This window comes from Leclercia sp. M-A074-M (assembly GCF_965195605.1).
Taxonomy (GTDB): domain Bacteria; phylum Pseudomonadota; class Gammaproteobacteria; order Enterobacterales; family Enterobacteriaceae; genus Enterobacter.
Genome location: NZ_CBDAHM010000001.1, coordinates 509769 through 535761, shown reverse-complemented (window position 1 = coordinate 535761; position 25993 = coordinate 509769). Strand labels below are relative to the sequence as shown.

The following is a 25993-nucleotide window of genomic DNA, read 5'->3' as shown; positions in this document are numbered from 1 at the left end:
GGCGGCGTCGGGCTTATTGCAGTGGTGCAGACAGGGCGTGGCTCACCGCGCCATAATCGTTGATAATTTTCCAGGAAACCGTGTTGCCGGTGATGCCGCCCGGCACGGCAAAGTGCGCGTCGCTGTCGGGAGCCACCCAGGTGACATTGCTGACTTTTTTGCCGCCTACGGTGATGGACTGGAAGTTCATGTAAAACGGTGTCGGGTTGCTCACCACCAGGTTATTCCCCTGTTTATGCCAGCGTAATTTATCTGCCACCTCATCCGGCTTGCCGCTCACTCCTCTCGGACGGTAGATCAGTTTGATCCGCGTTTTAATGGCGATTTGCAGGGTGTTGCTGCTCTCGTTCGGGGAGGTAGAGGGGATAGATTTAATATTCAGCCAGTAGAGCGATTCGCGATCGGCTGGCAGATTGCCCCCGGTGCGCACGACGCGCAGGACGTTGTCCTGTCTGCCATCGAGGCGAAACAGCGGCGGGGTGATAAGAAACGGCGCTTTATCCCGCCCGGCATCAACGTTCTCTACCCAGGACTGCACCAGGTAGTCGAGGTTATCCGGGTTGGAAATCCCTAACGACGCTTCTTTTTTATCTCCCTGATAAATTAAACGGGTCCCTTCGATAATCACCCCGGCGTGAGCGGCGGTGGTCATGACTAACAGGGAGGCGATGAAAATAGATTTACGCATGGTGGGACTCTGAATAAAGCTGACAGCGCCTGGCCGCAGGGGCCAGGCGTAACAGGATTAGTTGTACATTACGGTAAAGGTGGAGACGGCATTCGCCGGACCGGCGGTGATGGTGCTGCCGGTCTGGATATAGCGTGCGCCAAATACCAGATCGTTGGTAGTGGTGCCAGACTGCAGGGTATAGCTGGTCGAGGCGGTATAGAGGCTCAGCGGATTTTCGGTTTTATCCAGCAACTGAATACCCACGCCGGTTGCCGCACCGGTGCCTGGGGTGACGGCCAGCACGTTGGCGTTGGTGCCGTCAGCGGAGCCACCAAAGGTGATGGCCGCGCTGGTGATGGTTTCCGGGCAGTCTTTCAGTTGAATATCAAATCGGATGGTGCCGGTGGTGGAACCAGAACCGGTGAAGGCCGTTTGTGACACTTTGCCAAGGGACACATCCAGCGGGCTGCTGACGCCATTGACCACCTGGCAGGCGGAATCAATGATCTCACCCGTAAAATTAATTTGCCCCTCGCCGCTGGTTGCAGCCCAGGCAGAGACAGAACAACATAATGCAGTGGCAATAAAGGTGCCGGAGACAATTTTACGCATAATAATTCCTGAGTGAATTCCGGTGTTTATAACATCCGTTGTGATTAGTTTTTGGAAAAAAGCGGGGCGACTTTTTATCGGGGGCTAATTTACGTAATTTATTGCAGAATAATAAACATCGGCCTGGTCAATAGTAATTTCATTAGCGGTTGCAATATAATTTTTACTGAAAATACAACGTGTTAATTTTGATTTTACCCGATAGCGATAAGAGAAATGTCTGTTCGATGGCCCCTTATCAACGCTATAGTGTTAATAAGATGTCACAAGGAGAACGATCGTGGATTATCGCAAAATTATTAAAGAGGTCGGTCGAGGGAAAAATCATGCCCGCGACCTGGATCAGGAGACCGCCCGGGCCCTCTATACCGCGATGCTGAACGGTGAGGTGCCGGACCTGGAGATGGGCGGCATTTTGATTGCGCTGCGCATTAAGGGTGAGGGCGAAGGCGAAATGCGGGGCTTCTATGAGGCGATGCAGGCACAAACCCTGCGCCTGACGCCCCCGGTCGCAAAGCCGATGCCGGTGGTGATCCCAAGTTATAACGGGGCGCGTAAGCAAGCCAACCTGACCCCGTTGCTGGCGATCCTGCTGCATAAGCTGGGTTTCCCGGTGGTGGTGCACGGCGTGAGTGAAGATCCGACCCGCGTGCTGACGGAAACCATTTTCACCCTGCTGGGCATTGAGCCGACCCGTCACGGCGGCCAGGCGCAGGCGAAGCTGGATGGGCATCATCCGGTCTATATCCCGGTGAGTACTCTCTGTCCGCCGCTGGAAAAACAGCTGGCGATGCGCTGGCGTATGGGGGTGCGTAACAGCGCCCATACCCTGGCGAAGCTGGCGACGCCGTTTGCAGAAGATGCCGCGCTCCGCCTTTCCAGCGTGTCGCACCCGGAATATGTCACCCGCGTGGCGACATTTTTTGCCGATATCGGTGGCAGAGGGCTTCTGATGCACGGGACGGAAGGCGAAGTCTATGCCAACCCGCAGCGCTGTCCGCAGCTAACGCTGATTGATGCGGCGGGCACCCGGGTGGTGCTGGAGCGCGGCGAAGAGAACAGCGACGTTGTTCTGCCGCAAGCGAAGGATGCTGAAACCACGGCTCGCTGGATTGAGGGCTGCCTCGCCGGGCGCGAAGCGGTGCCGCACTCCCTGAAGCTGCAGATGACCTGTTGCCTGCTGGCGAGCGGCCAGGTGGAGACGGTGGAGGCCGGTCTGGCGCGGGTTAACCAGAGTTTTTAACTAAAAAAAGGCCCGTCCAGCGATGGACGGGCCAAAAAAATAACAACAGGGTCAATGAGGGTTGGAACATCTCGCCAGCGAACCGGCGAGCAGAGCAGAGATAAGGGTCAGGTTATTTGTAGATAACCGCGGTGCCGCTCAGCTTGTTGTTGGTATTAGCGGAGGTAATGGTATAACCGGTCGCGCCCGCGGCTTCAGCTTTCGCCGCCAGGCGTGCTTCCAGGCCATCCAGCGTGGTCGCGCCTTCTGCACTGACCACACCGATTTTATTCATGCTGTTTGCCTGGGCAGCGGTCACAGATTCCGCAGCGAAAGCACCGAAAGAGAGAGTGGTCAGGGCAACAGCAGCGACAGCATATTTGATGGTTTTCATGGTCAGTATCTCGCAGGTTATTCTGTTAAGGGGACGTTGTTCCGTCGATGTGATAAGTATCACGTTTTTTTGCGAGAGATAAAATCGAAGAGAATTGACGCCATCCTTCGAAAAATTTGAATGACAAATAAGTTATTGAATATTAATAAATTCAGTGAATGGATTTACGTTTCTTGCCGTTGCGCTTTACAGACGGGACGGAGAGGGCACATTTTGCCAAACCAGGGGCTAAAATTCGTGCACAAAAAAGTAATCGCTTGCGTGGCCTCATAGCCAGCATAGCAGTCAGCGTAACTGGCTGTCTTTCGATCCTCTGCGATTATATCCTGCATGTGATGCATTATGTGAATCTTTCTCCTGCTGACAGGCGATGCAAAGCCGCACGCCAGGCACCGCCTTGCGCCGCGCTTCGGGGATCGGCTCTTCACACTCTTCGCAGAATTTCAGGCTTTCGCCTCGCGGAATTTCGCCCCGCGCCCGCGCCACTGCATCTTCAATGGTACTGTTGATCTGTTCGTTAACGGCATCATCATTCGCCCAACCGGAAGCCATAGACCCCTCCTGACAGGTTATTGCGCTGTTCCGTAACTATGGGGCCAAAAAACGTACAATCAAGGCGAACGGCTAGATTTCAGACCATTCACGCAGCAGGTTGTGATAGAGATTCAGCAGGGAGAGCACTTCGTCGCTTTCGCCGTGACGGGCACGAAGGGTCTGGATGTTGCGATCCAGCTCGAACAGCATGCCGCGCTTTTTATCGTCGCGGATCATCGACTGGATCCACATAAAGGAGGCTACCCGCACACCGCGGGTGACCGGCGTGACGCAGTGCAGGCTGCTGGAGGGATAGAGTACCAGATCGCCCGCCGGGAGCTTGACGCTGTGCTGGCCGTAGGTGTCGTTCACCACCAGCTCGCCGCCCTCGTAGCTGTCGGGGTCGCTTAAAAAGAGGGTGGCGGAGAGATCGGTCCGCATCCAGCCGCTTTGCGGATGGCTTCGCACGGCGCCGTCAACGTGAAAACCGTAGGTCTCCTGCTGCTGGTAGCGGTTAAACAGCGGGCTTGAGATCTGGCGCGGCAGAGCGGCGGCAAAAAAGAGCGGGTGCTGATTCACCGCCTGCAATACCGCGGCCTGTAGCGTGGCATACAGCGGGCTTTGGGTGTCTACCTGCTGGTTGTTTTTAACCTGCGCCCCCTGGTTGCCTACCGTGGCGCGCCCGTCAATCCACGGGGCCTGCTCCAGTTGGGCGCAAAAGTGCGCTACCTCATCGGCGTTCAGCACGCCCGGAATGTGATACATCATAATAATTCTCCGAAGCGTGGGGCTAAAGCCCCACGCGGATCAGACGTGCACTGAAGCATGGGGAGCCAGCCCCCCCAGAGGATCAGAAGTGCATGTTCGCCGTTAACATAAAGGTGCGCGGCTCGCCCGGATGGTAACGGTAGCCGCTCTTGTTGATGGAGGCGACATAGTCTTCATCAAACAGGTTGTAGACGTTGAGCTGCATGTCGAGGTTGCGGTTGACGCGATAGCCCAGTTTGGCATCCGCCACCCAGTACCCTTCGGTGAACGACGGCGTACCCACCGCGCCGTCAGCGCCGCGGTGCATGCTGCCAATATAGCGGGCGCCTGCGCCAACGGAGAGATCGTCCGTGGCCTGGTACTGGCTCCACAGGGTAAAGGCATGTTCCGGGGTATAGGGCAGAGATGAGGTGCCATCCTGCGCCACGTCATTGCCGGTGCGCACGCTGGCGCGCTGCTGGGTATAGCCGCCGATCACCTGCCAGGCCGGGGTGATGTTACCGGCTGCCGACAGCTCATAGCCTTCGACGCGTTTTTTACCGTACTGGGAGTAAGTGCCGTCGTCGTTCTGCTCGACTTCGTTTTCGATGTCGGTGCGGAAGACTGCCGCGGTCAGGAGCAGACGCTTATCGAGCACTTGCCATTTGGTGCCCAGCTCGCTGGTTTTGGCCTTCTGCGGCTTAAAGTCGGTGCGGTTGGCGCTGCTGCCTGTTCCGCCCTGGGCCAGCGCGAAGTTGTTGCCGCCCGGCGGCTGCTGGGAGATGGCGTAGTTCACATAGACGTTGCCGTATTCGTTCAGGTGATAAAGCGCCCCAGCCTTCCAGTTGACCAGGTTACCGGAGGTAGCGGTATCGATCGTCGTGACCGGGGAACCTTTCGGCGTGCCGGCCGGGCAGGCCACAGCCCCACGCCCCGTGCCGCCGCAGATGCTGGCGCTGTCATAGTCGGTATGGTAGGTATCGAGACGAATCCCGCCGTTCAGCTCGAAATCACGGGTGACCTGCAACGTATCGAAGGCGTACAGACCGAAGGTATCGGTCCGGCCATTGGCATTAGCGCCATTGTTGTTCAGGCCGCCAATATCGACGTTGCTGTTCGGATGATAGATATTGACCGGCGGCGGGGTGATGGCATCCACGCCGTAGTTGGTCTGGGTTTCACGGGTGAACTCCACTCCGGTACTGATATCGTGGCCGACGCTGCCGGTATAGAATTTAGTGGTCAGGTTGGTCTGGTTGGTCAGGATCTTATTGCTGACATCTTTGGTGTTGGCGAGGCGCGACCAGGTCCAGGTGTCCACATTATTACGGTCAGGCTGGGTGATGTTGCTGGCGCCACCCATTACGGCGGTCATCAGATAATCCTGCTTCACCCGCGACCAGCGCGTGGTGTTGCGCAGGGTGGTGTTGTCGTTAAAGTCGTGCTCAAAGCGCATCGTGGCGGTGTCAGACGTAGAATCGTCATAATCGGAATCGGTGCCGTAGAAGTTGCTGGTGTTCACCTTGCCGGAGTGATTCAGCGCCGCGGTGCCCGCCGAGGGGGCAGAGTAGCCCGGCAACCCGATAGTCGGGATCCCGCCGTCCGGGGTGTTGTGCTGGGTGACATGCAGGTAGTTCAGGTAGAGGCGGTTTTCCGTTCCCAGCCCCAGGGCGAGGGAAGGGGCCACGCCGTAGCGCTCGTTTTTAACGTTATCGCGCCCTTCATCGTGAGTTTTTTCACCCATCAGGTTCAGACGAAACGCCGAGGTATCGCCCATCACCTGGTTAATATCGAGGGTTCCACGGCGCATATAGGCGCTGCCAATGCTGGCAGAGGCATCAATACCGGAATCCAGACGCGGCTGTTTGCTGATCATATTGATCGAGCCGCTCGGGGCGCTGCGTCCGTAATCGCTGCCGGACGGCCCTTTGATCACTTCCACCTGTTCGGTGTTGAAGGTGTCACGGGTGGTGGTGCTGATGTCGCGAATACCGTCAACGTAGATGCTGTTCGAGGTATCCACGCCGCGCATGTAGACCGCGTCGCCGGTGGTGGAGTTGCCGTTTTCACCGGCGAAAAAGGCGCCAACACCCGGAACGTTTTTCAACGCGTCGGTCAGATTGGTGGTGCCCTGATCCTTCAGCACCTGCTCGGAGATCACCGTCATGGTACGGGTGGTGTCTGCCACCGGGCGACTGAATTTGGCGTCGGCAGATTTCTGCGGGGCATAGAGCGAAGGCTGGGCGGCCTCCACCACCAGGGTATCGTCAGGTTTGTTATCCGTGCTGTCTGCGGCAAGCGCTGTCGCCACCGGGGAAAGGCCGATACACAGACCCGCAAAAAAGGTCAGCGAGTTAAAGCTGTTCGGAACGTTGCGATTTTTATCCATAATGTTTAGCGACTTATAATTTTTAGTATTGAGTTTTCATTACGTTGTCAGGCAGGTCTGCGCCTTATCCTGTGCCACGCTACATCCGTAATGAGCCTACAAATGATAATTATTGTGATAAACATTATCATTTGGCGTCACTTTTTATCACTCTCGTCAACAAAATGAAATACGTAAATTTACATTGCCTGCTAAAAAACTTCACAAAGTGGATTTTGGGCAAAAAATGAACTGCACCCCGGGGGATGCAGTATGCAGTGCAGAGCGGGGGATTACTTGTAAATCGTGGCGGTACCGAACATGGTGTTGTCGCCGCTGGCAGAATTCACCACGTAGCCTTTAGCACCTTGTTCACGCGCTTTTTCAGCCAGTTTGTCCTGCAGATCGTCAAGGTCTCTTGCGCCAGAAGCCTGCACGGTTCCGGCGGGTCTAAGTTGACCGGTATCGCCATTGCTGAGTGATTCGATTGACCATGCAGCAAACGACGCACCTGCCAGTGAAGCGGCAGCGAGCATTACCAGGTATTTTTTCATAATCACTTCCTCTGATTGACAACGGGTGATGCACAGTAAGTGTAGAACGGCTCAGAGCGTGATTTAGGGCAAAAAATTGATGATGATCTGCTTATTTTTTGAACGACATTTTTTGACAATTCCATGACAAATCAGCGACATACAGGTGACTGATTTCTGGTGTTTTATTCTGCGGCGCAGAGAAATATTTACCGTTGCGCCCGCAACGGGTATCTTACGCCGCTGTTTACAGGAGAACGCCATGACATCCCAGAAGCCGGGGTTGCATCCTCGCAACCGCCACCGTAGCCGTTACGACATGAATGCCTTATGCGAGAGCTGTCCGGCGCTGCGCGAATTTATCACCCAGACGCCCACAGGCGAGCCAACGGTGAACTTCGCCGATCCACAGGCGGTGAAGACGCTGAATAAAGCGCTGCTGATGCATTTCTACGGGGTGACGCAGTGGGATATTCCGGACGGCTATCTCTGCCCACCGGTGCCGGGGCGTGCCGACTACATTCACCATCTCGCCGATCTGCTGGCGGAGGGTAACAACGGCGTCGCTCCCGCAGAGGCAACCCTCCTGGATATCGGCACCGGCTCGAACCTCATTTACCCGCTGATTGGTGTGCATGAATATGGCTGGCGCTTTACCGGCAGCGAAGTGGACCCGCAGGCGTTTGCCAGCGCCACGGCCATCATTAACGGTAACCCCGGCATGAGCCGCGCCATCCGTCTGCGTCGTCAGAAAGAGGCCTCGGCAATCTTCACGGGTATTATCCATAAAAACGAACAGTACGATGCCACCCTGTGTAATCCGCCGTTCCATGATTCCGCTGAATCCGCCCGGGCGGGCAGCGAGCGTAAGCGTCGCAACCTCGGCCAGGCGGCCAATGCCGCGCTGAACTTCGGCGGCCAGCAGCAGGAGCTGTGGTGCGAAGGCGGCGAAGTGGCCTTTATCACGAAGATGATTGCCGAAAGCGCCCAGTTTGCCCGTCAGGTGAAGTGGTTTACTACCCTGGTCTCCCGCAGCGAAAACCTGCCGCCGCTCTACCGCGCCCTGACCGATATCGGTGCGGTCAAAGTGGTGAAGAAAGAGATGGCCCAGGGACAGAAGCAGAGCCGCTTTATCGCCTGGACCTTTATGGACAACGCCAAACGCCGCCAGCGTTAACCGCTTCTCCCCGGTGGCGCTGCGCTTACCGGGGCTACAGGGTGGGCTCCTGCGGTGACGGTGGTGTCGGGCCCGGCGACGGCAGCAGCTGATACATCTGCACCGGCATCCGCACGTTCGCCTGGTCAAAGTGTTTTTTCACCATGCTGTCGAGGGCGAAACGCACCGTCCACTGTTTCAGCGGCTGGGTGGTGAACGACACACGCAGGGTAAAGGCGGTGCTGGTCAGGCCGACAATCCCGGCAAACGACGGCTCGCCGATAATCAGCCCGCGAATATCCTCCCTCTCCAGCAGCTCATCCACCGCCGCTTTCAGCGCGTCTTTCGCTTTTTCGGCATCTTCATGCCTGTCCACGTCATAGTTCGCCACCACCGACCCGATGCCGCGGACAAAGTTGGCGAAGGTAGTGATCGATGACCACGGAATAATGTGATACGCCCCGGTATCCTGCCGCACCCCCACCGAACGAATCGACATCCGCTCCACCGTGCCGGTCAGCGGCCCGATGGTCACCAGATCCCCGGTATTCATCCCGTTTTCAAACTGAATAAAGATCCCGGTGATGATGTCCTTCACCAGCGTCTGGGAGCCAAAAGAGATCGCCAGCCCCAGCGCCCCGGCCCCTGCCAGCAGCGGAGCGATGTTGACGCCAATTTCCGAGAGCACAATCATGATGGTAATGGTGCTGATGACCACCGCCAGCGCGTTACGGAACAGCGTCAGCAGCGTTCGGGCGCGGGCGCTGGGCAGTGGCCGGCCATGAATATCTGACGCCAGCCGGTTCTCGATCAGGCTCGCCAGGATCGTCCAGCCGATGGCGGAGAAGAAGAGGATCAGCGCGATACGGATCAGAATATCGACCGTCTTCTCCCCTGCGCCGTTGTGCAGCCAGTTCCAGAAGTCGAACAACCCCCAGGCGCTGAGCAGCAGCATAATGGCGACGCAGACTGTCAGGAACCGCGCCACCTTCAGCGACACGGAGATCCAGCCGTTGAGCCGTTTTTGCAGCTCCGGATAGCTGCGCTGCACGTGCGGCGAGAGGGTGATGGTTTTAGCCAGCCAGCGCGAGAGCAGCCCCGACACGAAGGCGGCAATGCCGACGATGGCCAGGCTGCGGAAGGTCGCCCCCATCATAAATTTCAGGCTGTTGCCCGGATCGAAGAGGGAGAAGAAGCAGAGCACAATAAAATAGGCGCTCGCCAGCCAGTGCCACACCAGCGCGAAAGCGCGAATAAACAGGCTGAAGAAGGCCAGCGAACGGTCGGCAAGGTGGAGCAGCCCTTCGGTAATGGCGCGCTTGTTATGAAAGATCAGGTACAGCGCCCAGACGGTAATACAGAGCATGATCAGCACGTTGGCCAGAGCGCCAATCTGCACGTTGACCTGATTGGAGATAATCGGCACCGCTACCAGCAGGCCATAGCCGATAAGGCCGCTCAGAATACTCAGGCGTAGCGACCAGTACTGCGCGGCGCTGTCGTTAATGGCGAAAGGTCGTAGATCGGGCACCCGCGGGCAAAATATCAACCGCAGGATCGCTTTAAAGAATTCAATCAGCGCGAAGGCATTGAGGAACAGCGCCTGCTGGAAGGCAATGGTCGGGTTGCCGGTGTTGAGATACTCACGCAGCATCTGGCCAATAAACAGGGTTAGCGCCAGCAGCAGCAGATCGATAATAAAGGCCGCGGCGATGGTCAGCGGCAGATGAACCCAGCTGCTGGTTTCGCGGTTCTTTTTGCGCCCCCAGCTCCCCATTTTGCGGTACAACGGCCAGGCGCAGAGCCTCACCATCCAGTAAAAGGCAAAGACCAGTCCGGCCAGGATCAGAAACTGCTGCGCGGCGGCGGTGAAGGTTTGCGGGTTAAAGGCCTTATGCGGGGAGCCGATCAGGTTGCGGTAGAGCTGGGCGAAACGGGAGGCGAGGGCATCGCCATAGTGACGGCTGATATCAGTGACGTTCTCCAGCACCGTTTTCTCGTCGGTGATCTCCGGTGGGGTTATTTTAGGCACCGGTGTCTCAGGCGGTGTGGCAGCCACGCTGCGCAGCTGATCGATCAGCTCCTTGCGCGAGGCGTCATTTTCCAGCACATCAGCCAGCGCCGAGTAGGCCGCCTTTTTCTGCTCAACGTCCGGCTCCGGTGGCGGCGTGCTCTGCTCGCTGGCGGTGGCGGCGGGAATGCCCGGCAGGCTGACGGCCTGGGCAGGCAGACAAAACAGGCTTATCAGGAGCAGCAAAATCCACGGCACGATGTCCTCCGGTGACAAAATTGTGCAAAGTGATAAGTATAGAAGGCGCGCGGGGGCGGGGGGTTTTTGGGAGAATTCCGGCAATAAAAAAGCCGGGTGACGGCTACGCCTACCCGGCTTACAAAGGGCAAAAACTTACGCAACGTGCTGCAAAAACTCCTGCAAACGCTGGCTCGGTGGGTTCTCAATCAACGTCTGCGGATTGCCATCTTCGGCAATACGGCCTTTGTCGATAAAGATCAGGCGTGAGGCCACTTTCTCGGCAAAGCCGATTTCGTGGGTCACGATCACCATAGTCATCCCTTCTTCCGCCAGATCCTGCATAACTTTCAGCACTTCGTGGCGCAGTTCCGGGTCGAGGGCCGAGGTTGGCTCATCGAAGAGCATCATCTTCGGTTTCACCGCCAGCGCACGGGCGATGGCCACGCGCTGCTGCTGACCGCCGGAGAGCTCGGACGGGTAGTGATGCCCGCGCTCCGCCAGCCCCACTTTCGCCAGCAGCTCTTTTGCAAGCCGCTCGGCTGCCGCTTTGTCGGCGCCGCGCACGCGCAGGGGGCCAAACATCACGTTTTCCAGCGCCGTCAGGTGCGGGAAGAGATAAAACTGCTGGAACACCATGCCCGCTTCCTGGCGGATCAGGCGCTCGTCCACTTTCGGGTCGTTAACCTTCAGGCCATCGACAATCAGATCGCCGCTGGTGATCTCCTCCAGCTTGTTGATGCAGCGCAGCAGGGTCGATTTGCCGGAGCCGGACGGCCCGATAATGACCACCACTTCGCCGGTCTGAATAGTCAGGTCGATGTTGTGCAGCACCTGGGTCTGACCGAAGTGCTTGGAGACGTTTTTAAATTCAATCACAGGATTTTCATCCTTCTTTCAAGACGACGCAGCACGAAGCTCAGCGCCAGTGTAATAATCAGATAGACCACGGCCACGGCGCTCCAGATCTCCAGCGCACGGAAGTTACCGGCAATGATCTCCTGGCCCTGACGGGTCAGTTCAGCCACGCCGATAACAATGAACAGGGAGGTATCTTTAATGCTGATGATCCACTGGTTACCCAGCGGTGGCAGCATGCGGCGCAGCGCCAGCGGCAGGATCACGTGGCGGATGGTTTCGCGACGGGAGAGACCCAGCGCCAGACCGGCCTCGCTGAAGCCTTTGTGGATCGACAGTACCGCACCGCGGGTGATCTCGGCGATATAGGCGCCCGAGTTGATCATGATGGTGACCACCGCCGCGCTGAACGGGTCAATCCGCAGGTCGGTAAAGGCCATCGGCAGGGCGAAGTAGATAAACATCACCTGCACCACAATCGGCGTCCCGCGGATAACTTCGATGAAAACCAGCGCTACGTGGTTGGCTATCCAGCCGCCGTAGGTGCGGGCAAAACCGGCGACAAGGCCGATAATCAACCCGCCAACCAGACCGAGGACCGAAATCCACAGGGTCATTTTGGCGCCTTCAAGCAAAAGAGGAATGGCGGGCCAGATGGCGCTCCAGTCAAACTGCATGATGAGTTCCTGTATACCGTGGTGAAAACAGACAATTAACCATCAGGGGGATGGTTACAATTGTAGGCCCGGTCAACGCAAGCGTCACCGGGCAGTACAGTTCCTGTTTAACAGGCTGTTTTATTTAGGTTCAGTACCGAACCATTTTTTATAGATTTCGTTGTAGGTGCCGTTCTCGCGCAGGGTTTTCAGCGCGCCATTCACTTTAGTACGCAGCTCGTCGCTGCCTTTCGGGAAGGCGATACCGTATTCCTGTGCTTCCAGGGAATCACCTACCGCTTTGAACTTGCCATTGCCTGCGGTTTTGATGAAGTAAAGGATGTTTGGCGTGTCGTGCAGCACGGCGTCAGCACGGTTGGTGCCGAGTTCCATGTAGGCGTTGTCGATGTTCGGGAACTGGCGCAGATCTTTCGATTTGATATTTGCCTTGGCGTAATCAACAGAACCGGTGCCGCTCTTCACCGCAACCACTTTGCCGTCGAGATCTTTCACGCTTTTAACGTCGTTGTTATCCGCTTTCACCATCACCAGCAGGCCGCTTTTGTAGTAGCCGTCAGAGAAGTCGATCGCTTTTTTACGTGCGTCAGTAATGGTGATACCGGCCAGCGCCAGGTCAACGTTTTTGGTTTGCAGGGCCGGCACGATACCGCTGAAGTCCATTGGCTTCAGGGTGTAGTCCAGCTTCAGTTCTTTGGCGATAGCCGCCCACAGATCCACATCAAAACCAACGTACTGGTCGCCCTGTTTAAATTCGAACGGTACGAAGGCGGTGTCGGTGGCAACAATCAGTTTCTTATCAGCAGCCTGAGAAGAGACCGCAAAAGCCAGGGTAAGTGCAGCCAGTGAAACTTTTAATACAGACTTCATAGCATTTCCTTTTATATCCACGGGGCGATCCCCTGCGAGAACGAACGCTCTATGAAAAAATCGTGCCAACTTTACAACGTGTTGTTTTTGCAAGGCCAGGACGGATTTCATTGCACAAAAAAGGTCACAATGGCGGTCAGTTGCACCATAACGAAGCACTGTTTTGGTGCAGCGAAACGCCATCACTAACGGTTATGCTATTTAGCGCAAATATTGATGAGAAAACAATCTTTCATTAACGATTGTGTGAGGTGATTATTACAAATGCTTTACGTTTGCCGGGGGAGAGGAGAAATGACTGCACCATGAAAGTGCAAAACCCCCGCCGAGGGCGAGGGTGTAATAGCAAAAAGCTATGGATTACTCGATGTTAGATTCGATGAACCACAGGAACTGATCCAGGTCGCGGGAAGCCGCGGTGAGGATATCCGCCGTGTCTTCGTCTTTCACTTCGCCAATCGCTTTACGCACATCGTTAGCGACCACGGCATAACGATCCGCCAGCTCTTTCAGGTGGTCCTGAACGCTGTGGATATCCAGCGGGTAGCTCTTCAGCGGCGTTTTGCTGTTAATCACCTGGGTAGTACCCAGCGCCACACCGCCCAGCTGCACGGCACGTTCGGCCATGGTATCCAGGTGGGTAGTCAGTGCAGTGCGGAAGCCATCCAGCATCTCATGCACAGCAATAAAGTTGGCACCGCGCATATTCCAGTGAGCCTGTTTAGTAATCAGAGACAGGTCAATGAACTGGATCACCTGGCGATTCAGCAGCTCAATCGTCGCTTTCTTATCGCTGTCTGACACATCGTTACGGGTATACAGCAGATTAGGTGCTTTTGTTTTTACCAGTTTAGCGGTAGGCATAATCTCATTTCCTCTTGATGTTGGCGTCCAAAGTTATTTCGAGATTAAGTATAGCACTGGCTATAGATAGCGCGACCGGGTACTGCCTATCGGTTTAATAGTGAAAGGTTGGTTGTTATATGTAACCTATTGAAAATAAAACAATATGGATATATGCGGGTAAATTAATCTTATTTTTTAAGGGCTTTGAGGGAGGGGAGGGAGATATTTCAAAATAATGACGCTAATGCGAATGGGAATATTTTGCCGGGAAGCCGCTCCCCGGCAAAATAACGCCTGCTAGCGGATATCCACCTCTTCGACTTTACTCTCCCGGCGCAGGGTAAGGGTCGAACCCATCGAGGCGGCAATGATTGAGCAGAGCGCCAGAGTCTGGGTGAAGGTCAGGGATTCGCCAAGAAACACCATCCCGGATATTGCCGCCAGCGCCGGTTCCATGCTCATCAGGGTGCCGAAAATACGCGTCGGCAGGCGTGTTAAGGCAATCATCTCCAGTGAGTAGGGGAGCGCGGTGGAGAGCACCGCCACCGCCAGCCCCACCGGCAGGATTGACCACTGCCAGATCGATTCGGTGGCCTGAGCCATCCCCAGCGGAACGAAAACAATGGCGGCGATAAGCGATCCGAGGGCGACCGTGGCCGGGCCGTGCTCTTCTCCTGCGCGCTGTCCGGTCAGAATATAGATGGCCCAGCAGGCACCGGCCCCCAGCGCCAGCGCCGCACCAGTGAGATCAACGTGCGAGACGTCCTGGCCCAGCGGCAGGAGAAACCATAGCCCGAGCACCGCCAGCACCACCCAGATAAAGTCTACCGGACGTCGGGAGGAGAAAAGGGCTACCGCTAGCGGGCCGGTGAACTCCAGCGCCACGGCGATCCCCAGCGGCACCGTCTGAATCGACAGGTAGAAGAGGTAGTTCATCGCCCCCAGAGAAAGCCCGTAAAACAGCAGGGGCAGGCGCTGCTCCTTCTGAAAGCGCAGCCGCCAGGGTTTAAAAATCACAACCAGAATGAGGGTGCCGAGCGCAATACGCAGCGCCGTCACGCCAGGGGCACCCACTAGCGGAAAGAGCGATTTTGCCAGCGACGCGCCGCTCTGAATGGAGAGCATAGCAATAAGGATAACGATGACGGGCAACCAGACCGGCGCCCTGCGAGACAACCCAGGCATCCTTTCTCCTGTCAGTTTGTGTCAAAGGAAGTAAAGAGGAGGAGTGTAAAGGAAATAACGCCGGGCGGTTGAGACTTTGTTGAAAAAAAGTCGTCACAAATCCGTAAAATGGCGTCACACGAGCGGATGATTTCTGTAACAGTTTAGGAATCGTCTGGATGAATGTATTGTGACTGACGCGCAAAATTAGCTGATTGAAACACAAATCTGGTGTTTTTTGAATAAGATAGCTGCTGGTGGAAATGTTTAGTTACATGAAAACCCGCGTTAGACATCATGAATCACAAAGAGTTTCACAAGTTTTTTTGATATATTTAAAACTTACGGATTTACTTGAAGCACATTTGAGGTGGTTATGAAAAAAATTGCATGTCTTTCAGCACTGGCGGCAGTTCTGGCTGTTACCGCAGGTTCCGCAATGGCGGATACTTCTACCGTTACTGGCGGTTACGCTCAGAGCGATATGCAGGGCGTGATGAACAAAACCAACGGTTTCAACCTGAAATATCGCTACGAGCAGGATAACAACCCACTGGGTGTTATCGGTTCCTTCACCTACACCGAGAAAGACCGTTCTGAAGACGGCGCGTACAACAAAGGTCAGTACTACGGCATCACCGCTGGCCCGGCTTACCGTCTGAACGACTGGGCAAGCATCTACGGTGTTGTGGGTGTTGGCTACGGTAAATTCCAGCAGACTGAAAACCAGGGCTTCAACCGTACTGCAAGCAACAGCGACTACGGCTTCTCCTATGGCGCAGGTATGCAGTTCAACCCAGTTGAAAACGTTGCGCTGGACTTCTCCTATGAGCAGAGCCGCATCCGTAACGTTGACGTTGGCACCTGGATCGCGGGCGTAGGTTACCGCTTCTAATCACTTCGGTGAGCCAATATAAAAACCCGCTTCGGCGGGTTTTTTTGTTTTTGTCCTTCCCTGTGCGCTGAAGAGCCACCAGGAATATTTCGCGTCTACAGCAATGATCAAATTCTAAAAAAAATCGCTAACTTACAGCGGCTCCCTGGTCCGGCTGAAAATCGCCGAAGCGTTTCCGGAAGGCCGGGGCGAGGCGCATGCTCTCCCTCACCCCAACCCTCTCCCTCAAGGGAGAGGGAGCAGACCATGGTTGCGGACCGATAGGTGGGGGCTAACAACCTACCGGCTTTTCGTCTCAAAGAGATCCGTCCCCAGATGGTTGTAATCCACTTTCTGTAATTTAAAGTTGGTCACATACACCGGCGGCGCTTTGTCGTTTGACAGGAAGCGGTACTTATTCGCGATCTCTTTGGCCGTGATCCCCGTCCACTGCGAGAAGAAGCTCAGGAAATCATTCGCCGAGCGGCGCGTTTTGATGATGCGATGGGCTTTGTCATCGCTCGACAACACCATAAACGGCACCTGGAAGTTCTGCTGATAAGCGTCGTCGTGCGCCAGATACTGCACCTCTTTTCCACGCTCCTTGAACGCCAGCCCGTGATCGGAGAAATAGACCATCGAGAAGCTCTCGCCGGTGTTTTGTAGCTGGGCATAGAGCTTGCTGAGCAGGTCATCGGTCTGGGTCATGGTGTAGAGATAGCACGAGGTCTCTTTCGACTGCACGAACTCGGCATATTTCCCCTGAGTGCGATCGCAGGCCTGCGGGTGGGAGCCCATCAGGTGCAGAACGATCAGCTGCGGCTGGGTGCGATGGCTGCTGAAGACCTGTTCGGTCATCTTCAGTAACGCCTCATCCCGGGTATTTTTATCCGCCTCGAAATCACCGCTTTTCAGGAAATGCACTTCGTCAGCCCGTTTGGCAATGCTGGCGATGGCGGTATCGTATTCCCCGATCTGCCCCTGGTTGGAGAACCACCAGCTCTGGAAGCCCGCGCGGTTGGCGAGGGTCACAAAGTTATCCTGATACTGTGGCTTGTTATCCACTACCCGGTTAAGCGTCAGCCCCAGCGACTTCTGGGTTGAACCGCTGGCGGCAATGTAATCGGTAAACAGGGTGCCGTTGACCTTGCTGGCAAACGGGGTGTTATTCCAGTGGCCGCCAAACGCCCCCAGCGCATCGCGGCGGGCACTTTCACCGATCACCACCATATAGATGTGATACTTCGGTTTTACCCCCAGCACGTTCCAGGTGTCCTTCATCTGTGACAGTTCGGCCATCCGGGCCTGCTCTTCAACCACTTCCTGGTTGTTCACCACCACATCTTTGACGAAGCGAAACACCGGATAGCCGGTATCTTTCAGCTTGAAGACGCCGCCCCAGGCCAGGTTCTGCACCGGGGCGACGAAAAAGGCCACCACGCTGAAGACCAGGCACAGACTGTCGATTTTGCTCCACGCGTTTCTGGGCTGGGGCTTACGGCGCACGGCAATCACGCCGAGCGCAAAGATAAACAGGGCGACAATATAGCTGTACCACGGGAAGATGGTGAGGATCTCCGTCGACTCTTCCATGTTGGTGGAGTGCATCGCCAGCAGGGTATTAAAGTTTGGCGCGCCGTAGGCCTGACCAAACGGGAAATACATGGCCGCCACCAGCGAGCAGATCCCAACCACCCCTTTCTGCAGTCGCGGCGCGCCGAGCCATAACAGATGCAGGATACAGGTGAAGGCAACGGCATACAGCAGGCTGAATTCGTAGCCCAGGGCAAAGTTAATCAGCAGCGACTGTAAAAAATAGAATCCCGTCCACGGGCTTAAGGCCCGGCTGCGGGTAATGAGCGTCTCTTTCAGGGTTAAATTCATAGGTCACTATCGCGAAAACGCCATGTGCTCACCCTGGCGCCAAGGGTCAAAACCTGCCTGAGAATGCGTAGAAGGGGGATTGAGGTCCGCATCTGCGAGCCGCAAAAAGTGCAGGGCTGCAAGAAGATAGAGCCAGTAAGGTATAACGTCAACAGATATAAAAGGGGTGTTTTGCGAAGAGGGCTGCATTTCCGTAAAAAAGATCGGGGAATAGCCGTCCGCGAGGGAGTATAGCGATGATAAATGACAAAAAAATGAAGCGGCGTACCGCGACGCCGCTTAGTGGGAAGGTTTGTTCTGCTCTGGCTTGCCGTTGATGATGTCGCAAATCATATTCAGCAGCATTAAGCGTACCTTAAAGGGAGAGTGGCTAAACACGCGCATACACCTCTTGAATTCGTTCATGTGACCTCCTGCGGGTTGATCCCTTCGATCCCTGAAGGGTGACTGCATTACATACAGATATAGCACAGGCTATGTTGTATAGCTATGGCTATTACGTTAATTTTTTGTGCTTGTGTAGCGATGGTTTACAATGGCCGCTTATGCATTGATACGCTTGATGTGTCACCGGATTGAGGAAGCACAATGAATCGCCGTGCAGGTAAACCAACAACAAAAAAAATGACGCAACTGGTCAATGTCGAAGAGCATGTCGAAGGCTTTCGCCAGGTTCGCGAAGCGCATCGCCGCGAACTGATTGATGACTATGTCGAGCTGATCTCGGATCTGATCCGCGAAGTAGGGGAGGCCCGTCAGGTGGATATGGCGGCGCGTCTCGGCGTCTCGCAGCCGACGGTGGCAAAAATGCTCAAGCGTCTGGCCACGGTGGGCCTGATCGAAATGATCCCCTGGCGCGGCGTCTTTCTCACTCCGGAAGGGGAAAAGCTGGCGCAGGCGAGCCGCGAGCGCCATCAGATTGTCGAAAACTTCCTGTTGGTGCTGGGCGTAAGCCCTGAGATTGCCCGCCGGGATGCTGAGGGGATGGAACACCACGTTAGCGAAGAGACGTTGCAGCAGTTCCTGGCCTTTACGCTGAAACACGGATCCGCCGCAGAATGACCTTTCCAGGCCTGCGGGCGCTGGCCCGCGATCGCTTCTTTCATCTGTTGCTGGTAGTCGGGATTGGACTCAGTTTTCTGGTGCCCTTCGCACCTGAGCGCTGGCCTGCCGCCATCGACTGGCACACCATTATTACCCTCGCCGGACTGATGATGCTCACCAAAGGGGTCGAGCAGAGCGGCTTTTTTGACGTACTCGGGCGCAAGATGGTGCGCCGTTTCGCTACCGAGCGGCGCCTGGCGCTGTTTATGGTCTTCTCTGCCGCGCTGCTCTCCACCTTCCTGACCAATGATGTGGCGCTGTTTATCGTGGTGCCGCTGACGCTCACGCTGCGCAAGCTGTGCGAAATCCCGGTCAACCGGATGATCATCTTCGAGGCGCTGGCGGTTAACGCCGGGTCGCTGTTGACCCCGATTGGTAATCCGCAAAACATCCTGCTATGGGGGCGCTCCGGGCTGTCGTTCGCCGCCTTTACCTGGCAGATGGCGCCGCTGGCGCTGGTGATGATGCTCACCCTGGCGCTGCTGTGCTGGTTTGCTTTCCCGGCAACGCCGCTGCGCTACCACAGCGGCAGCGCCGTCGCCCAGGCGAAACCGCGGCTGGCGTGGAGTTGTCTGGCGCTCTATCTGGTCTTTCTGGTGGCCCTCGATCTGAAGCAGGAGCCATGGGGAGTGCTGCTGGTAGCGGGGGGCTTCCTGCTGCTGGCGCGTCGGGTGCTGATAAGCGTCGACTGGACGCTACTGCTGGTGTTTATGGCGATGTTTATCGATGTGCACCTGCTGATTCAGGTCCCGGCGTTGCAGGGCGTACTGCAAAATGTCACCCATCTGTCGCAGCCGGGACTGTGGTTGACCGCCATCGGGCTGTCGCAGTTTATCAGCAACGTGCCCTCTACCATTCTGCTGCTGAACTATGTGCCGCCGACGGCGTTGCTGGCCTGGGCGGTAAACGTTGGGGGCTTTGGTCTGCTGCCGGGATCCCTCGCTAACCTCATCGCCCTGCGGATGGCAAACGATCGTCGTATCTGGTGGCGCTTCCATCTTTGGTCGCTGCCGATGCTGGTCTGGGCCGGGTTCGTCGGTTTCGGATTATTCCTTCTCATATAGTGCCCTCTTTGTCAGTTTTTCCTGGCAAATGTATAGCAACGTCCTAACTTTAGTGAGCGGTATAAATGGTGATACCGCTCACTAACAGGATGGATGCTGTTCTATGGCCGAAGAAAACCACACCTCTGACGACGCAGATAATAAAGACAATAAAGAGACTGAACGTAAACGCCCCGGCAAAAAACCGCTGATTATTCTGGGTATTGTGGTGATCGTGATGGTCATCGTGGCCCTGGTCTGGTGGATGATGACCCGAAACCAGGAGACCACCGACGATGCCTTCACCGAAGGCGACGCCGTCACCATCGCCCCGAAAACCGCAGGCTACGTCACCGAACTGCGGGTGCGGGATAACCAGCGGGTGAAAAAAGGCGATCTGCTGGTGACCATCGATCCCCGGGATACGCTCGCCCAGCGCGATCAGGCTAAAGCCCAGTTGGGTCTGGCCGAGGCCCAATTGCATCAGGCCCAGGCGCAGCTTGCCCTCTCGAAAGTGCAATATCCCGCCCAGCGCGACGAAGCGAATGCCCAGGTGATTAAAGCCCAGGCCGATCTCGCCAATGCCCAGGCGGAGTATCGCCGTCAGCGCGGCGTCGATCCCCGCGCCACTACCCAACAGAGCATCGACGCGGCCAATGCCCAGCTGCGCAGCGCCCAGGCCCAGCTAGCCAGCGCCAAAGCGCAGCTTGAGGTGGCCTCCCAGGTGCAACTGCAAATTCGTCAGCAGGAGACCAACGTCGAAGCCCGGGAACGTCAGGTGGAGCAGGCGCGCGCCCAGCTGGAGACCGCCGAGCTGAACCTCTCTTACACCCAGGTGCGTGCTCCCTTTGATGGCTACATCACGAAGCGCAACGTCCAGACCGGTACCCTGGTGCAGGCGGGCACCGCGCTCTTTTCTCTGGTTTCGAGCGATATCTGGGTGGTGGCCAACTTCAAAGAGTCCCAGCTGGAGCGGATGCGCCCCGGGAATAAGGTTACGCTGAGCGTGGACGCCTGGCCGGATATGGAGCTGGAAGGGCATGTCGACTCTATCCAGCAGGGGAGCGGCTCGCGCTTTGCCGCCTTCCCGTCGGAGAACGCCACCGGTAACTTCGTGAAGATCGTCCAGCGCGTGCCGGTGAAAATTGTCATTGATAAAGGGCTGGACCCTAATAAGCCGCTGCCGCTGGGCCTGTCGGTTGAGCCGAAGGTAACCGTGGAATGACCGACCACAGCCATGAAAACTGGCGGCCCGCCAGCAACCCGTGGGCGGTGGCGATCGTCGTCACCCTCGCGGTGTTTATGGAGATCCTTGATACCACCATCGTGAACGTGGCGCTGCCCCACGTGGCGGGCTCACTCTCCGCCAGCTATGACGAATCCACCTGGGTGCTCACCAGCTATCTGGTGGCGAACGGCATCGTGCTCCCCATCTCGGCGTTTCTGAGCCGGCTTTTTGGCCGCAAGCAGTTCTTCCTGATCTGCATTGTGATGTTCACCATCTGCTCCTTCCTGTGCGGGATCGCCACCGAGCTTTGGCAGATCATCCTGTTCCGTATTCTGCAGGGCTTCTTCGGTGGCGGGCTGCAGCCGACCCAGCAGTCGGTGCTGCTCGACTACTTTAAGCCGGAAGATCGCGGCAAGGCTTTTGGCCTGTCGTCCATCGCCATTATTGTCGCCCCGGTGCTGGGGCCGACGCTCGGCGGCTGGATCACCGATAACTACTCCTGGCGCTGGGTGTTCTTTATTAACATTCCGGTGGGGATAGTGACCGTTCTGGCGATCTATCAGCTGCTGGAAGATCCGCCCTGGGAGAGTAAATCGAAGGAGAAACTCTCCGTCGACTGGACCGGCATCGGGCTTATCGCCCTTGGCCTCGGCTGCCTGCAGGTGATGCTCGACCGCGGGGAAGACGAAGACTGGTTTAACTCGAACTTTACGCGTACCTTCGCCGTCCTGACGTTGATCGGCATTATCGGCGCCATCTACTGGCTGCTGTATGCCAAAAAGCCGGTGGTGGATCTGCACTGCATGAAGGATAAAAACTTCGCCGTCTCCAGCCTGCTGATGGCCGGTATGGCGATGATCCTCTACGGCAGTTCGGTGGTGATCCCGCAGCTGGCGCAGCAGGACCTGGGCTATACCGCCACCTGGTCAGGGCTGGTGCTCTCGCCCGGCGCGATCCTCATTGTGCTGACCATCCCGCTGGTGCTGAAGCTGATGCCGATTGTGCAGACGCGCTGGATCATCGCCTTCGGCTTTGCCTGCCTGGCGACGGCCTTCTTCTGGTCGCGGACGCTGACGCCGGATATCGACTTCGAGACCCTGGTGCTGTTCCGCAGCGCCCAGTCGATTGGGCTGGGGTTCCTGTTTGTGCCTCTGACCACCATCGCCTTTATCTCGATCCCCCGGCGGCTGAACGCCGACGCTGCGGCGCTTTTTACCATGTTCCGTAACGTAGCGGGGTCGATCGGTATTTCGCTCTCGACGGCGGCCATTACCGAGCGCTCCCAGGCCCACAGCGCGCATCTCGCCACGCATACCTCGGCGTTTGATGAGCCGTTCCAGCAGACGATCCGCGAGATGGCCCAGGCGATCCAGAACTTTACCACCCAGGTGGGCGACCCCACCGGCATCGCCACCGGGCGCATGTACCAGGCGATGATTGAGCAGTCGCGTTTCCTGGCCTACGTGGACGTCTTCACCATTCTGAGCGCGGTGGCCCTCTTACTGATTCCGTTTTGTTTGTTGCTCTCGCCAGTTAAGAGCGAGGGGAGTGCAGGAGCACACTGATGATTCGACGTTTAAGCCCCCTGATGTTAATGCTGCTGCTGGCAGGCTGTGCCGTAGGGCCTGATTACCAGCAGCCCGCGCCGCAAACCCCGAGCCAGTGGAACGATCCGGGTGATGGCGGCGTGAAATCACAAACCGCGTCGAGCGCCATCAATCCTCGCTGGTGGAAATCGTTCGGCGATCCGCAGTTGGACAGCCTGATTGAGCGCGCCATCGCCGGCAACCTGTCGCTACAGCAAACCGTGCTGCGCATCGCCGGGGCGCGGGAACAGATCAACCAGGCGGGCGGCGCCTTCTTCCCGGCGGTGAACGGCAACCTGCAGGCTACCCGGCAGCAGCTGGGGCTGGAGGGGGAGCTGAAATCCCACGGCGTGTACGACCAGCTTGATGATGTCGACCCTGAATTGCGCGGGGCGCTGGGGCCGCTGACCCAGCCGATTAACCTCTATCAGGGCAGCTTTGACGCCCAGTGGGAGCTGGATCTGTGGGGCAAGGTGCGCCGCCAGGTTGAAGCCGCCAACGCTCAGCAGCAGGCGGCTATCGAGCAGCGCAACGATGCGCTGGTGTCGCTGGAGGCGGAAGTCGCCCGCGCCTGGCTCCAGCTGCGCGGTGCCCAGAGCAGCATCGCGACGCTCAACACCCAGATCGAGAGCGCGCAGCAGACTCTGGATCTGACCAGCAGCCGCCAGCGCGGCGGCCTGTCGCCGCAGATGGACGTGGAGAACGCCCGCGCCCAGCTCGGCAATCTGGAGGCGCAGCTTCCGCAGTATGAAGCCCAGGCGCGGCAGGCGATGAACGGCATGGCGATCCTGCTGGGCAAACCGCCGGGGGCGCTGGACGGCGAGTTGCAGGCCAGCAAACCGCTGCCCGCGTTGCCGGAAATTGTTCCCACCGGGATCCCGTCCACGCTGGCGCGACGCCGGCCGGACGTGCGTGAGGCCGAGGCGAATCTGCATGCGGCCACCGCGCAGATCGGCGTGTCGGTGGCGCAGCTCTTCCCCAGCGTCTCTCTCAGCGGCCAGTTTGGGCTGCGTAACAGCGAGGCCAGCTGGCTCACCGACTGGAGCAGCCACTTCTACAGCGTCGGGCCGCAGGTCTCTATTCCCATCTTCCAGGGCGGACGGCTGGTCTCCAGCGTGAAGGTCGCCCGTGCCCAGCAGGGTGCCGCCGTGCTGGACTATCGTCAGACGGTGCTTACCGCGCTGGGGGATGTGGAAAATGCGCTGGTCAGCTACCGCACCGACCAGAAGCGGGAGGCGGGATTAAGCAAAACCATCGATGCGCTGCAAAACGCTTTCGATCTGGCGAGCAGCAGCTATCGTCAGGGGATCGCCACCTTTATCGACGTGCTTGATGCCCAGCGCCAGCTGGCCCAGGCGCAGCAGCAGCGGGATCAGGCCCGGGTACAGAGCGCGCTGGATCTGGTGGCGCTTTATAAAGCGCTTGGCGGGGGATGGGAGCCGTATCAGGAGGTGCAGCTGCCGGATTATGCTGTGTTTGGGGATGCGCCGAGGGGATGATTTAGCGCTTTGGAAAGAAATTGCATATTCGCCTTTCAGAGGCAAGTTCCGTTCACTTTATGACGGATAGAATATGACGTTCCATCACACGTGAACGGGAAAAGGGGGCCACCGCGGCCCCCTTTTCAATCCCCGCGGCCCCGCAAGAAATCGGTGCTTCGCACTGCGCTCACCTCCCGACCTGCTGCCTGCGGTCGGCTCAACTCGTGATTACTCGTCCCGTCCCTGGGACTCGCCCCTTCGGGGCCAACGCAAGCGTTGTTCAAAATTGCTCCCAGCAATTTTGTCTGTCTCGATTCGCCTCTGGCCGCCATCCCTGGCGTCCAGCCCTTGTCATCCGGTCTCCGGTTCGCCGATTTCAGCGGGAACTCAACCCCCGTGCCACATTCAGGCAATGAAATAAGGATTTAAATAATTTATTCAAAAAATTCTGAAGGCGGAGGGAGCGTAGGTCCGGCTGAAAATCGCCGAAGCGTTTCCTGTAGGCCGGGGCGAGGCGCATGGATGCGCCGAGAGGGCGTGACCTACATGGATGTAGGATCACGCCCGACCCGAAAGCCGGAAGGAATAAGCTGAAGACAAAATTGCCGGGAGCAATTTTGGACAGCGCTTGCGCTGGCCCCGAAGGGGTGAGCCCCAGGGATGGGGCGAACAATCCGCGAAGCGGCGATTTTCTTTGCCGGGAGCCGGGATTGTTAAGGGGGCGGCGATAGCCCCCTTAACACGTTCACCGCAGCGGGGTGAACATAATGCAGAGATGCTTTAGTGAACGGAACAATTCCACTGTTTCAGCAGAATTGTTCCTATTACCATCAGTTCAACCGAACCGGCATCCCCGAACGATTCTGAATCGCCTGATCCACAATCGTCGCATCCACATCCTGCTGGCCGGTCACCGCCTGCACATTGCTGGTCAGGGTAATTGGCACAGTCACGTTATTGTCGATCTGCTCTTCGCTGGTAGAGAGCGGGTTATGCACTTCGAGGTAACGGCTGCCATCTGGCTCGGTGGTCGCTTTTACCGGCTCGTTGATGAACTGTACGCGAGTACCCACCGGTACGTTTTCGAACAGGAATTTGATGTCGTCGTTACGCAGACGCACACAACCGTGGCTCACGCGCAGGCCGATACCGAAGTTGGCATTGGTGCCGTGAATCGCATACAGACGGCCAATATAGAGCGCGTACAGACCCATTGGGTTATCCGGGCCCGCAGGCACAACGGCTGGCAGCGGCTCGCCCGCGGCAATGTATTCCGCGTGCATTTTCGCGGTTGGGGTCCAGGTTGGGCCCGCTTTCTTACGCTCAACTTTGGTGGTCCAGTTCATCGGGGTATCTTTACCCAGCTGGCCGATACCGATTGGCAGCACGATTACGGTGTTGGTGCCTTTCGGGTAGTAGTACAGACGCATTTCGGCGCTGTTGATGATGATACCTTCATGCACGGTATCCGGCAGGATCAACTGCTGAGGAATGTTCAGCACGGTGCCGCCTTTCGGCAGGTACGGATCGACGCCCGGGTTAGCTTCCATCATGTTGGAGAGGCCAAGTTGATATTCTGCTGCGAAATATTCCAGCGGCTGGCTGTTGCCTTCTTCAATGGTCACAACCTGGTTCTGACCGACCAGACGGCTACCGTCGGTTGGCAGTGGATAGGTGACAGCAGAAGCGGTCTTGCAAAACCCTACTACGGCAAACGCCGCCGCAAAAAGCGAAGTTAATTTCATATTCATGTTGTGCGAGGTATCTGTGCCACGTTGGCAGGTTGTTTAAAAGTCAGAACGGTTTAGGGAGCGCATTATATGTGCATTCCCACCCGCATGGAATTCGGATGTGTACTAAATCACACTTTTTTCAATTCTGTTAAGTGTAGCGCTAC

24 protein-coding genes are annotated in these 25993 nt (G+C 56.9%); 8 read left to right on the top strand and 16 right to left on the bottom strand.

The genetic code is table 11. The features are described 5' to 3' along the window. Positions 1 to 13: 13 nt before the first annotated feature. Both ACOKCT_RS02655 and ACOKCT_RS02650 read right to left on the bottom strand, forming a co-directional pair. Positions 14 to 688 (bottom strand): molecular chaperone, encoded by a 675-nt coding sequence (locus tag ACOKCT_RS02655; RefSeq protein ID WP_159339259.1) that lies wholly within the window; start codon positions 686 to 688, stop codon positions 14 to 16. Between the two features lie 57 nt (positions 689 to 745). Further along, a complete protein-coding gene (locus tag ACOKCT_RS02650; RefSeq protein WP_103178783.1) occupies positions 746 to 1282 on the bottom strand; it encodes a fimbrial protein in 537 nt (178 codons plus the stop codon). A gap of 280 nt (positions 1283 to 1562) precedes the next feature. Here ACOKCT_RS02650 and ybiB point away from each other — a divergent pair, with 280 nt between their 5' ends. Further along, positions 1563 to 2525 (top strand): DNA-binding protein YbiB, encoded by a 963-nt coding sequence (gene ybiB, locus ACOKCT_RS02645; RefSeq protein WP_420193130.1) that lies wholly within the window; start codon positions 1563 to 1565, stop codon positions 2523 to 2525. A gap of 112 nt (positions 2526 to 2637) precedes the next feature. Here ybiB and ybiJ read toward each other — a convergent pair whose 3' ends face one another. The 5 genes from ybiJ to mcbA form a co-directional block, all read right to left on the bottom strand. Beyond that, positions 2638 to 2898, bottom strand: a complete 261-nt coding sequence (gene ybiJ, locus ACOKCT_RS02640) for a DUF1471 family protein YbiJ (RefSeq protein WP_103178785.1) — start codon at positions 2896 to 2898, stop codon at positions 2638 to 2640. A gap of 285 nt (positions 2899 to 3183) precedes the next feature. Then, positions 3184 to 3450, bottom strand: a complete 267-nt coding sequence (locus tag ACOKCT_RS02635) for a DksA/TraR family C4-type zinc finger protein (RefSeq protein ID WP_039029401.1) — start codon at positions 3448 to 3450, stop codon at positions 3184 to 3186. A gap of 72 nt (positions 3451 to 3522) precedes the next feature. Continuing rightward, positions 3523 to 4200, bottom strand: coding sequence for a PKHD-type hydroxylase YbiX (gene ybiX / locus ACOKCT_RS02630; RefSeq protein ID WP_156654137.1), 678 nt, complete (start codon positions 4198 to 4200; stop codon positions 3523 to 3525). 82 nt (positions 4201 to 4282) lie between these two features. Then, complete coding sequence (locus ACOKCT_RS02625) at positions 4283 to 6568, bottom strand: catecholate siderophore receptor Fiu (protein ID WP_290511850.1); 2286 nt, start codon at positions 6566 to 6568, stop codon at positions 4283 to 4285. Between the two features lie 272 nt (positions 6569 to 6840). Continuing rightward, on the bottom strand, positions 6841 to 7101 hold the full coding sequence (mcbA, locus tag ACOKCT_RS02620) for a DUF1471 family periplasmic protein McbA (RefSeq protein WP_103178789.1): 261 nt from the start codon (positions 7099 to 7101) through the stop codon (positions 6841 to 6843). A 241-nt stretch (positions 7102 to 7342) separates the two neighbouring features. Between mcbA and rlmF the strand changes: the two genes are divergently transcribed. Further along, a complete protein-coding gene (gene rlmF / locus ACOKCT_RS02615) occupies positions 7343 to 8257 on the top strand; it encodes a 23S rRNA (adenine(1618)-N(6))-methyltransferase RlmF (RefSeq protein ID WP_420193129.1) in 915 nt (304 codons plus the stop codon). A 34-nt stretch (positions 8258 to 8291) separates the two neighbouring features. Here rlmF and ybiO read toward each other — a convergent pair whose 3' ends face one another. The 6 genes from ybiO to rhtA form a co-directional block, all read right to left on the bottom strand. After that, entirely contained in the window at positions 8292 to 10505 is a 2214-nt protein-coding gene (ybiO, locus tag ACOKCT_RS02610; RefSeq protein WP_156654140.1) for a mechanosensitive channel protein, read from the bottom strand. Between the two features lie 135 nt (positions 10506 to 10640). Then, positions 10641 to 11363: a glutamine ABC transporter ATP-binding protein GlnQ gene (glnQ, locus tag ACOKCT_RS02605; protein WP_103178792.1), complete on the bottom strand. Its 723-nt coding sequence runs from the start codon at positions 11361 to 11363 to the stop codon at positions 10641 to 10643. Beyond that, positions 11360 to 12019 (bottom strand): glutamine ABC transporter permease GlnP, encoded by a 660-nt coding sequence (gene glnP / locus ACOKCT_RS02600; protein WP_039029408.1) that lies wholly within the window; start codon positions 12017 to 12019, stop codon positions 11360 to 11362. The genes glnQ and glnP overlap by 4 nt, the downstream gene beginning before the upstream one ends. Before the next feature lie 120 nt (positions 12020 to 12139). Then, positions 12140 to 12886 carry a glutamine ABC transporter substrate-binding protein GlnH gene (gene glnH / locus ACOKCT_RS02595; protein ID WP_103178793.1) on the bottom strand — a complete coding sequence of 249 codons (747 nt, stop codon included), beginning with the start codon at positions 12884 to 12886 and terminating at the stop codon, positions 12140 to 12142. A gap of 360 nt (positions 12887 to 13246) precedes the next feature. Then, entirely contained in the window at positions 13247 to 13750 is a 504-nt protein-coding gene (dps, locus tag ACOKCT_RS02590) for a DNA starvation/stationary phase protection protein Dps (protein WP_103178794.1), read from the bottom strand. Positions 13751 to 14029: 279 nt separating this feature from the next. Next, positions 14030 to 14917, bottom strand: coding sequence for a threonine/homoserine exporter RhtA (rhtA, locus tag ACOKCT_RS02585; protein ID WP_156654142.1), 888 nt, complete (start codon positions 14915 to 14917; stop codon positions 14030 to 14032). A gap of 355 nt (positions 14918 to 15272) precedes the next feature. On the opposite strand from rhtA, the gene ompX reads away from it, so the two are divergent. Further along, on the top strand, positions 15273 to 15791 hold the full coding sequence (gene ompX / locus ACOKCT_RS02580; protein WP_103178796.1) for an outer membrane protein OmpX: 519 nt from the start codon (positions 15273 to 15275) through the stop codon (positions 15789 to 15791). A 279-nt stretch (positions 15792 to 16070) separates the two neighbouring features. Here ompX and ACOKCT_RS02575 read toward each other — a convergent pair whose 3' ends face one another. Together ACOKCT_RS02575 and mntS are read right to left on the bottom strand one after the other, a co-directional pair. Beyond that, positions 16071 to 17654: a phosphoethanolamine transferase gene (locus ACOKCT_RS02575; RefSeq protein WP_159339254.1), complete on the bottom strand. Its 1584-nt coding sequence runs from the start codon at positions 17652 to 17654 to the stop codon at positions 16071 to 16073. Positions 17655 to 17933: 279 nt separating this feature from the next. Continuing rightward, positions 17934 to 18059 carry a manganase accumulation protein MntS gene (gene mntS, locus ACOKCT_RS02570; protein WP_103178798.1) on the bottom strand — a complete coding sequence of 42 codons (126 nt, stop codon included), beginning with the start codon at positions 18057 to 18059 and terminating at the stop codon, positions 17934 to 17936. 183 nt (positions 18060 to 18242) lie between these two features. Here mntS and mntR point away from each other — a divergent pair, with 183 nt between their 5' ends. From mntR to ACOKCT_RS02545, 5 genes are all read left to right on the top strand, one after another. Continuing rightward, positions 18243 to 18716 (top strand): manganese-binding transcriptional regulator MntR, encoded by a 474-nt coding sequence (gene mntR / locus ACOKCT_RS02565; RefSeq protein ID WP_103178799.1) that lies wholly within the window; start codon positions 18243 to 18245, stop codon positions 18714 to 18716. Next, positions 18713 to 19822: an anion transporter gene (locus ACOKCT_RS02560; RefSeq protein ID WP_159339253.1), complete on the top strand. Its 1110-nt coding sequence runs from the start codon at positions 18713 to 18715 to the stop codon at positions 19820 to 19822. Before mntR ends, ACOKCT_RS02560 begins: the two co-directional genes overlap by 4 nt. A 103-nt stretch (positions 19823 to 19925) precedes the next feature. After that, positions 19926 to 21026 carry an HlyD family secretion protein gene (locus ACOKCT_RS02555; RefSeq protein ID WP_156654146.1) on the top strand — a complete coding sequence of 367 codons (1101 nt, stop codon included), beginning with the start codon at positions 19926 to 19928 and terminating at the stop codon, positions 21024 to 21026. Beyond that, a complete protein-coding gene (locus ACOKCT_RS02550) occupies positions 21023 to 22594 on the top strand; it encodes a DHA2 family efflux MFS transporter permease subunit (protein WP_159339252.1) in 1572 nt (523 codons plus the stop codon). Before ACOKCT_RS02555 ends, ACOKCT_RS02550 begins: the two co-directional genes overlap by 4 nt. Then, on the top strand, positions 22591 to 24114 hold the full coding sequence (locus tag ACOKCT_RS02545; protein WP_263951623.1) for an efflux transporter outer membrane subunit: 1524 nt from the start codon (positions 22591 to 22593) through the stop codon (positions 24112 to 24114). The genes ACOKCT_RS02550 and ACOKCT_RS02545 overlap by 4 nt, the downstream gene beginning before the upstream one ends. Before the next feature lie 812 nt (positions 24115 to 24926). Here the strand turns inward: ACOKCT_RS02545 and ldtB are convergent. After that, positions 24927 to 25847, bottom strand: a complete 921-nt coding sequence (gene ldtB, locus ACOKCT_RS02540; RefSeq protein ID WP_103178805.1) for a L,D-transpeptidase — start codon at positions 25845 to 25847, stop codon at positions 24927 to 24929. Between the last annotated feature and the right edge of the window lie 146 nt (positions 25848 to 25993).